Genomic DNA, 8,658 nt, shown 5'->3' on the forward strand with positions numbered 1-8,658 from the left:
CCGACGTGAAGACCGGGATGAAGGTGATCTGCGGCGCCTCCGGGATCCGGGTCGACATCCCCGTGGTCGCCGACACCGGCGGGTTCGGCTTCATGGAGTCCGACGTCTCCAGCGAGAAGCCGCAGGCGGTGCTGGTGCGCCAGGTGGCGGAAGGCATGCTTGAAGCGAAGGCCGCTGGCAAGAAGGTGCTGTGGGTCGGCGGCCCGGGGGTCGTGCACACCGGCGCGGCGCCGGCGATGGTCGCGCTGGTCCACGCGGGCTTCGTGGACGTGCTGTTCGCGGGCAACGCGTTGGCCACCCATGACATCGAGTCCTCGCTCTACGGCACCTCGCTGGGCGTCGACCTGGCACACGGCCGCGGCGTCGAGCACGGTCACGAGCACCACATCCGGGCTCTCAACACGATCCGCAAGGCGGGGTCGATCAAGGACGCCGTCGACTCCGGCGTGCTCACCGGGGGGATCATGCACGCGCTGGTCACCCACGAGAAGGACTTCGTGCTCGTCGGGTCCGTCCGCGACGACGGGCCGCTTCCGGACGTCTACACCGACGTGATCGAGGGTCAGCGGGCGATGCGGGCGAAGCTCGACGGTGTCGGCTTCTGCCTGATGGTGGCGACGATGCTGCACTCGGTCGCCACCGGCAACATACTGCCCGCCTCGATCCCGCTCGTCTGCGTCGACATCAACCCCGCCACGGTGACCAAGCTCGCCGACCGCGGATCGTCCCAGGCGCGCGGCATCGTCACCGACGTGGGCCTGTTCCTCGAGCAGCTCGCCGCCGACCTGGTGCCGGACTACCGCTCCCGCGCCTGACCCACAGGCCGGCGGCCGGCCCGTCGAGACCCGCTACAGCAGCTCGATGTCCGCCGACAACGGCCGGTGGTCGCTGGCCGCGCGCAGCAGCCGATCCGGAAGCCCGGGATCCCCGTGGGAGAGCACGGTCGCGGTCGTACCCCGCACGAGGAGCGCGTCGATCCGGGTCCGGGGGTCCTCCGCCGGGAACGTCTCCCAGGTGTTGTCGCCGTGGTCGACGAAACCGGCATCACGCAGCCGCTGCCAGCTCGGACCGCGAGGGGGCTCGTTGAGGTCGCCCGCCACGACCACCGGTCCCCTCAGGGTCGACGCGACCTCGATCACCCGCTGCACCTCCCGGAGCCGCCGCTCCCGGTCCAGGCTCAGGTGGCAGCTGACCGCTCCGATCAGCCGCCCCTCGACGCGCAGCTGCGCCCACGCGATGCCGCGACGGGGCTGGAACAGCGGCTGCTTCAGCCGCTCGGCGCCGGACGACTTGACCGCGACCCTGGGGCCGACCACGACCATGTTGGATCCGGCCGGCCGGCCACCTGCGACGTACCGCATCTGCCAACGATCGGCCAAAGCACGACAGCGCCTCTTCCACAGGAGCGGCTGCTTGGGGCTCTCGTTGACGAGCAGGACGTCGGCGTCGAGACGACGTACGACGTCGTGAACGACCGCCCCCCGCCGGCCACCCATGAGGATGTTGTACGTCGCCACCCGGATGCGCGTCACGCGCCCGATCCTGCCACGACGCGAGCCGGGCCCGAGCCCTGTTTGCACAACGCCTGGTAAAGGCTGGCGTCCGCTGGTCGAGCCCTTCGACAGCTCAGGAACCACCCGTCGGGGCCCTTCACGGGTCGATGCTCGCTCGAGCCAGCAGCGCGGCGCCGATCATCCCCGCCTGCGGCCCGCACGCGGCCTGCACCAGCCGCGGCATCGGGCGGTGCTCGCGACCGGGCAGCTTCTCCGCCAGGGCTGCCCTCGCCGGATCCAGCAGCAGCTCGCCCGCACCGGAGAGACCACCGCCGACGACCACGACCTCGGGGTCGAGCGCCGAGCAGAGCGCCGCCGCGCCGACACCGAGCCACCCGCCGACGTCCTCGAACGCGCGGAGCGCCCAGTCGACCCCCGCGCCCGCGGCCGCCGTGACGTCGGGCCCTTCGGTGCCCGCGGGGGCGCCGTGCTCGCGAGCCGCGCGCCGCAGGGCCGTGCCGCTGCAGTACTGCTCCCAGCAACCGTTCTGTCCGCAGGGGCACGGCCGACCCTGCGGCACGACCTGCATGTGCCCGAACTCGCCCGCCAGCCCGCTGGTACCCCGTCGCACGTCGCCGTCCATGACGACGGCGCCGCCGATCCCGGTGCCGAGGGTGATGCACACCGCGTCACGTGCGCCGCGAGCGGCACCCAGTTCGAGCTCGGCCAGAGCCGTCACGTTCGCGTCGTTGTCGACGACGACCGGGAGCCCGAGTCGCTCTTCGAGGCGTCGTTGCAGCGGCTCGTCGCGCCAGGAGACGTGCGGCGCGAAACGCACCGTGCCTTCCCGTCCGACGAACCCCGCCGCTCCGACGCCGACCGCCCGGACCTCACGCCCCGCGCGCAGCTCGCCGACGACCCGCACCATCGCGTCCTCGACGGCGCGCGGCAGGTTCTGCCGCCCCGGCGTCTCGGCGGCGCGCAGCTCGGCGAGGGTGCCGTCCTGGTCGAGGATCCCGGCCAGGATCTTGGTGCCCCCGACATCGAGCCCGATCGTGCTCCAGGCGCTAGCTCCGCCGGGCAAGGTCCGCCGCACCGATCATCCCCGCCTTGTTGCCGAGCTGGGCCGGCCGGATGGAGAGCTCCGGTCGGTGGCCGCGCCCGGTCAAGGTGTCGAGGAAGTGCTCTCGGACCGGGTCCAGCAGCAGCGGTCCCGCCTCCGAGACGCCGCCACCGATCACCACGACGGCCGGGTCGAGGACGGCGGTGAGCGAGGCGATCCCCTCCCCCAGCCACTGCCCGACTCCGGCCAGCAGCTCGACCGCGACCGGGTCGCCCGCCTGGGCGGCCTCGGTGATCAGCGGTCCGGTCACCGCGTCGACGTCGCCGCCCGCCCGCTTCAGCAGCGGCTGCACGTCGTCTCCGCCCGCGGAGAGCCGCTCCTTCGCATCGTGCACCAGTGCCGACCCGCTGGCGTACTGCTCCCAGCATCCGAGGTTCCCGCAGCCGCACAGCCGCCCGCCGGGCACCACCCGGAGATGGCCGATCTCGGCGGCGACCCCGAAGGCGCCGCGGTGCAGGCTTCCGTCGAGCACGATCCCGCCGCCGACCCCGGTGCCCACCGTCACCAGCAGCAGGTCCTCGACGTCCTCGCCGGCACCGAAGGAGAACTCGCCCCAGGCCGCCGCGTTGGCGTCGTTCTCGATGACGACCGGCAGGTCGACCCTGGCCTCCAGCTCGGACTTGAGGGGCTCGTCGCGCCAGGCCAGGTTGGGAGCGAAGAGCACGGTCGACCGGCGTACGTCGACGAAGCCGGCCGCCCCAACGCCCACGGCTTCGATCGCGTGGTCCCGGCGCAGCTCCATGACGAGCTCGGCGATGGTCACCTCGATGGCCTCGGAGTCCGTGGCCGGCGACTCGCGACGGGCGGTCGCGAGGATCTTGCCGTCCTCGTCCACGACGCCGGCTGCGATCTTCGTGCCACCGACGTCCACCCCGACCGTGAGCCCCATCGTCTAGTCCTCCCACTCGGTTTCGTCAGCGTCGTCCGAGAGGTCGATCTTCTCGACGGGGTCGCGGTCTCGACGGCCGCCGTGGTCCGCTCCACCGCGAGCCTCGAGGACGCCGGTGGCGGCGTGCAGCAGTGAGACGGCTGCCGTCGTCAGGTGGTCCTTCACCTCGGGGCTGGTCTGTCGCAGCGCCGCGATCACCCGGCAGACCGGGCAGTAGCGGCAGTCCTCACCCCCGGTGGCGATGTGCTCGTCGAGGTCGTGCAGCACGTGCGACGCTGTGGATCCGGCGGCACCGGCCGGACCTTCCGAGGCTCCCTCGCGCGCCCACCCCTGGAGAGCACCGAGCAGCTTGGCGGCCTCCTCGGCGACGCTGCCGACCGGCTGGCTGTCGTGGGCGTCGTCGGTCATCCGTCGTCACCCTCGGGCGAGCCGGCGCGGAACCTGACCTGGAGGGCACCGCCCTCCACCCGCGCTCCGGCGACGGTGTGCCGCATCAGAGCCGCCGGCAGCGTCAGGATCCGGCGATAGCTGCCAACGGTCACCACGAGCTCATCTCCGTGTCGGGCCAGGTCGATGTCGGACTTGTCCGCAAACGGTAGTGCGATGCGCAGGATCGCCCCGGACGGGGTGCGGGTGATCGACATCGGCCCGTCACCGGCGGCCCGGGCCAGGGGATCGTCCCCGGCGTACGCCGCGCTGGCGAAGTCCGCGAGCTCCTCGACGCCGACGGGCTCTCCCGGGCGGTACGCCGACCGCCAGACCGGCAGACCCCCGAACGACTGCTCGACCTCGGCGAGCACGACCTTCTGGGCCTGCACCCACTGGGCACGCCACGGATCGGCGCCCTCGTCGGGGAAGACCCGGTTGGCGACCACTCCGTCCACCCGGTAGCCGAACAGGGAGAGGTTCGTCAGCGACCGTCGGGCCTCGGCCACCACGACCGTCTCGGGCGTCAGCACCAGCCGCACGCTGGCGTCCGGCCCGGTGAGCAGCTGCCGCACCTCGTCGAGGTCGCGGTGCAGCCGCTCGATCGCGTCGAAGACGGTGTCCTGGGGCATCGGCACCCCGGCCGCCTTCGCCAGCACGGGACGCAGCGCCTTCACGACGCGGTGCTGGGCGGGGAAGACGCGGTCCATGTACCAGCCCAGCGCCTCCGGCAGCGCGAGCAGCCGCAGTGTCTCGGCGGTGGGGGCGCAGTCGACGACCACCACGTCCCACTCCCCCGACATCACCTGGGCGCGCAGCTCCAGAAGCGCGAGCACCTCCTCGGCGCCGGGGATGACCGTGAGCTCCTCGGCGGTGATCGGGTCGACGCCCGCGGCGTCCAGGACGCTGAGCAGGTAGCCCTGGATGTCCGCCCACGACCGCTCGAACCTGCGCTGCGCGTCGACCTGCTGCACGAACAGCCTCGGCGCGACCTCGGTCGGCTCCGACCCGATCGGGACGTCGAACGCGTCGCCGAGCGAGTGCGCGGCATCGGTCGACAGCACGAGCGTCCGGGCACCGTCCCGGGCCGCCAGGGTCGCCGTACCGGCGGCGGCGGTGGTCTTGCCGACCCCGCCCTTGCCGGTGAAGAGGACGATCCTCACCCGAGCGACTCGACGCGCTTCTTCAGTCCCTTGAGCGCGGTGTCGATGATGACTTTCTCTGCCTTGCGCTTGAGCATCCCGATCATCGGGATCGAGATGTCCACGGCGAGCCGGTAGGTCACCTCCGTGCTGCCTCCGCGGTCGGCCAGCTCGTAGGAGCCGTCCATCGCCTTCAGCATCCGACCCTCGGCCAGCGTCCAGTGGACCGAGGAGTCGCCGTGCCAGTCGTACTGCAGCGTGTAGGCGTCCTTGATCGGGCTGGCGTCGAGCTCGAAGTAGACCTGGTCCGGCCGGCCGTCGCCGCCCTCGGCCACGACGTCGGCCTTCTTCACGCCCTGCGCCCACTCGGGGTAGGCGTCGAAGTCGCTGATGACCGCCATCACCGCAGCCGGTTCTGCGTCGATGACGATGCTCGACGTGGTCTGCTCTGCCATCTGCCTGGGGCCTCGCTTCGGGGGTCGTCCTCGGTGCGGCGAGCGTATCGGATCGACGGCTCCGGGCTGACTGGCCACCGTGCCCTGCCGAACGCACGCGGCCACGCGGAGTACCGTCTCGCCAGCATCCTTGTCCGACCCCCGGAGGCAGCTCGTGCGCGAGTACTCGACGCCACTCACCGCGACGGATCCCGTCTCGGGGAACCTCACGGATGACGTGGTGCGGCGTGCCGGCGAGTCGCACGACCACGTCGCGTTCGGGGTTCGTGGAGACCAGGGGTGGCGGGACGTCACGATCGGCGAGTTCCACGAGCAGGTCCGGGCGGTGGCCAAGGGGCTGGTCGCGGACGGCGTCGAGGCGGGCGACCGGGTCGCCCTGATGTCGCGCACGCGCTACGAGTGGACGGTCCTCGACTACGCCATCTGGTTCGCGGGTGCTGTCAGCGTGCCGATCTACGACACCACACCGGCGGAGCAGGTCGCCGCGATCCTGCAGGGCTCCGGCGCCACGGCCGCCTTCGTCGAGCGCGACGAGCAGACGGAGGTGGTGCGGAAAGCCTGCCCCGACCTGGCCCACGTCTGGAGCATTGACTCGGGGGCCCTGGACGCGCTCGCGGCCGCCGGTGCATCTGTTGGAGACGACCGGCTGGAGGCTCGGCGAACGTCCGCCGGCCCCGACTCGACCGCCACCCTGATCTACACCTCGGGTACGACGGGGGCGCCGCGCGGATGCGTGCTCACCCACGGCAACTTCGCCTTCGAGCTCGACTCCGCCGTGCGTGGGCTGCCCGAGCTCTTCGAGGGCGAGGACGCCGCGACGCTGCTGGTCCTGCCGCTGGCCCACGTGTTCGCCCGGATCATCCAGGTCGGCTGCATCCGGGCGGGCGTACGCCTGGGGCACTCGCCCGAGGTCAGCAGGGTGGTGACCGACCTCGGCCAGTTCAGGCCGACGTTCCTCCTGGCGGTGCCACGCATCTTCGAGAAGCTCTTCAACACCGCGTCGCAGACCGCCGCCATCGACGGGCGGGGCGGCCTGTTCGACCGGGCGGTGGTGACGGCGATCGCCTACAGCCGCTCGCTGGACACCGGCCACACCGGCGCCCTGCTCCGGGCCCGGCACAGGATCTACGACCGGCGCGTCTACTCCGGGCTGCGTTCGGCGCTGGGCGGGCGATGCACCTTCGCGATCTCCGGGGGCGCCCCGCTGGGCGAGCGCCTCGGCCACTTCTACCGGGGCATCGGCGTGCCCGTCCTCGAGGGCTACGGGCTGACCGAGACGACCGCGGCGGTGACGATGAACCGCCCTGACGCCCAGCGCATCGGCACCGTGGGGCAGCCGCTCGAGGGTACGACGGTCCGGGTGGCCGACGACGGCGAGCTCCTGGTGCGCGGCGGGCAGGTCATGAGCGGGTACTGGCGCGACGAGCGGGCCACCTCCGACGCACTCACCGCGGACGGGTGGCTGCGCACCGGCGACCTCGGCGAGATCGACGACGAGGGCTTCGTCAAGATCACCGGCCGGCAGAAGGAGATGTTGGTCACGGCCGGCGGCAAGAACGTCGCCCCCGCGCCACTCGAGGACCGTATCCGCGCGCACGAGCTCGTGAGCCAGTGCCTGGTCGTGGGCGACAACCGTCCCTACATCGCGGCGCTGATCACGCTGGACCCCGATGCCGTGGTGGTCTGGGCCAGGCGGCACGGGAAGCCCGTCGATCCGGCGAGGCTGACCCGCGACCCGGACCTGCTCGCCGAGCTGCAGACGGCAGTGGACAGTGCGAACACCCTCGTCTCGCAGGCGGAGGCAGTCCGCAGGTTCGAGGTGCTGCCCACCGACTGGACCGAGGAGGCCGGGCACCTGACGCCCAGCCTGAAGCTTCGGCGCGGGCACGTGGAGCGGCTGGCGAGCGAGGAGATCGAGCGCTTGTACCGCGGCTGACCTCGCTTTGGGGCCGGTTCGACACGGAGTGGGCTTTTAGTCCATTTTCAAGACGCAGGCCGGCGAATGTAGAAACCTTGACCCCGGGCTTGTCGGACGGCCCACCGGAGCGCCTCTCCACCTCGGAGTGAGCCTCTCGCAGCACGAGTAGACAGGTCGAGGCATGGGACGCAGGACAGTTCTCCTGATCGTGGCGGTACTGATCGCCGCCCTGGGCAGCACCATGGTGTTCCTGTACGTCCGAGGCGCGGACAACCGCGCCAAGGAGGCGCAGGCGCCCGTGCAGGTCCTCAAGGCGGTCGCGCAGATCAACCCCGGGGAGACCCTCGACGCGGCGCAGGCAGCCGGCAAGATCGCCCTCGGCGAGGTGCCGCGCGAGCAGGTGCTGCCCGGTGCGGTGAACACCATCGAGACCCTGGGCACCCAGGTGGCCCTCGGGCCGGTCTACCCCAACGAGCAGATCATCACCGCCAAGTTCGGGTCGGCGGGCGACCAGGACACGCTGACCCTCCCGGACGGGAAGATCGCGATCTCGGTGACGCTGTCCGACACCGGCCGGGTCGCCGGCTTCGTCGTACCGGGTGACGAGGTGGCCATCTTCATGAACGGCGACATCGGCGGCGCCGAGACCGGGGTCCGGCTCCTCGAGCCCAAGGTCGAGGTCATCGCGGTCGGCGCGACGACGGTGATCTCGACGACGACCACCAACACCGAGGGCGCACAGACCACCGAGCAGCTGCCGAAGACGCTGTTCACGCTCGCCGTGGACCAGAAGCAGGCCGAGAAGATCCTGCTGGCCGCGACGACCGGCGAGCTGTCCTTCGGCTACCTCAACGACAAGTCGAAGGTCCAAGCCGGCCCGGGCACCACCTCCACGAACCTGTTCAGGTGATCGCCGATGCCCATCATCGTCGAGAGCAACCCGGCCAACGCGGAGCTCTTCACCTCCGTCACCGGTAGCTCGACCGTCATCGTCGAGAACCTGGAGGGCCTCAAGCACACGCTCTCCTCGTCTCCCGACGAGTACGCCGTCGTGCTCGGCCCCGGTGTGGACCTCGAGGCGGCCGCCTCCCTGGCGGACATGCTCCGGGTCACCCGTCCGTCGACGAGCGTCATCCTGATCCGGCGCCGGGTCGACACCAGCGTGCTCGCCGAGGCGCTGCGGTCCGGGATGCGCGAGGTCGTCGAGGAGCG

The 8,658-nt window shown here is 71.6% G+C and carries 9 protein-coding genes and 1 pseudogene; 4 read left to right on the forward strand and 6 right to left on the reverse strand.

What is annotated here, in order from left to right:
• Nucleotides 1-815: pseudogene (locus VFH10_RS01110) on the forward strand (TIGR00300 family protein); the annotation flags it as partial.
• Nucleotides 816-848: 33 nt separating this feature from the next.
• On the opposite strand, the gene VFH10_RS01115 reads toward VFH10_RS01110, so the two are convergent.
• The 6 genes from VFH10_RS01115 to VFH10_RS01140 all read right to left on the reverse strand — a co-directional run bounded on the left by VFH10_RS01115 (nt 849) and on the right by VFH10_RS01140 (nt 5,528).
• Nucleotides 849-1,532, reverse strand: coding sequence for an endonuclease/exonuclease/phosphatase family protein (locus VFH10_RS01115; RefSeq protein WP_325125151.1), 684 nt, complete (start codon nt 1,530-1,532; stop codon nt 849-851).
• A 118-nt stretch (nt 1,533-1,650) separates the two neighbouring features.
• Nucleotides 1,651-2,589, reverse strand: a complete 939-nt coding sequence (locus VFH10_RS01120) for an ROK family protein (protein ID WP_325125153.1) — start codon at nt 2,587-2,589, stop codon at nt 1,651-1,653.
• Nucleotides 2,561-3,505 (reverse strand): ROK family glucokinase, encoded by a 945-nt coding sequence (locus VFH10_RS01125; RefSeq protein WP_325125155.1) that lies wholly within the window; start codon nt 3,503-3,505, stop codon nt 2,561-2,563. Before VFH10_RS01125 ends, VFH10_RS01120 begins: the two co-directional genes overlap by 29 nt.
• 3 nt (nt 3,506-3,508) lie before the next feature.
• Complete coding sequence (locus VFH10_RS01130) at nt 3,509-3,913, reverse strand: hypothetical protein (RefSeq protein WP_325125157.1); 405 nt, start codon at nt 3,911-3,913, stop codon at nt 3,509-3,511.
• On the reverse strand, nt 3,910-5,094 hold the full coding sequence (locus VFH10_RS01135; RefSeq protein WP_325125159.1) for an ArsA family ATPase: 1,185 nt from the start codon (nt 5,092-5,094) through the stop codon (nt 3,910-3,912). Before VFH10_RS01135 ends, VFH10_RS01130 begins: the two co-directional genes overlap by 4 nt.
• Nucleotides 5,091-5,528 (reverse strand): SRPBCC family protein, encoded by a 438-nt coding sequence (locus tag VFH10_RS01140; RefSeq protein ID WP_325125161.1) that lies wholly within the window; start codon nt 5,526-5,528, stop codon nt 5,091-5,093. The genes VFH10_RS01135 and VFH10_RS01140 overlap by 4 nt, the downstream gene beginning before the upstream one ends.
• Nucleotides 5,529-5,658: 130 nt before the next feature.
• Here VFH10_RS01140 and VFH10_RS01145 point away from each other — a divergent pair, with 130 nt between their 5' ends.
• The 3 genes from VFH10_RS01145 to VFH10_RS01155 form a co-directional block, all read left to right on the forward strand.
• Nucleotides 5,659-7,464 carry an AMP-dependent synthetase/ligase gene (locus VFH10_RS01145; RefSeq protein ID WP_325125163.1) on the forward strand — a complete coding sequence of 602 codons (1,806 nt, stop codon included), beginning with the start codon at nt 5,659-5,661 and terminating at the stop codon, nt 7,462-7,464.
• A 163-nt stretch (nt 7,465-7,627) separates the two neighbouring features.
• Nucleotides 7,628-8,356, forward strand: coding sequence for a Flp pilus assembly protein CpaB (gene cpaB / locus VFH10_RS01150; RefSeq protein WP_325125164.1), 729 nt, complete (start codon nt 7,628-7,630; stop codon nt 8,354-8,356).
• A 6-nt stretch (nt 8,357-8,362) separates the two neighbouring features.
• A partial coding sequence (locus VFH10_RS01155) for a hypothetical protein (RefSeq protein WP_325125165.1) occupies nt 8,363-8,658 on the forward strand: 296 nt, incomplete at its 3' end.

The sequence above is a fragment of the Nocardioides sp. genome (assembly GCF_035697785.1).
Classification (GTDB): domain Bacteria; phylum Actinomycetota; class Actinomycetes; order Propionibacteriales; family Nocardioidaceae; genus Nocardioides_B.

What these genes read in the sequence shown, in the direction of transcription:
- VFH10_RS01130 (WP_325125157.1), bottom strand. Translation starts at nt 3,913, where the DNA reads ATGACCGACGACGCCCACGACAGCCAGCCGGTCGGCAGCGTCGCCGAG.
- cpaB (WP_325125164.1), top strand. Translation starts at nt 7,628, where the DNA reads ATGGGACGCAGGACAGTTCTCCTGATCGTGGCGGTACTGATCGCCGCC.
- VFH10_RS01140 (WP_325125161.1), bottom strand. Translation starts at nt 5,528, where the DNA reads ATGGCAGAGCAGACCACGTCGAGCATCGTCATCGACGCAGAACCGGCT.
- VFH10_RS01125 (WP_325125155.1), bottom strand. Translation starts at nt 3,505, where the DNA reads ATGGGGCTCACGGTCGGGGTGGACGTCGGTGGCACGAAGATCGCAGCC.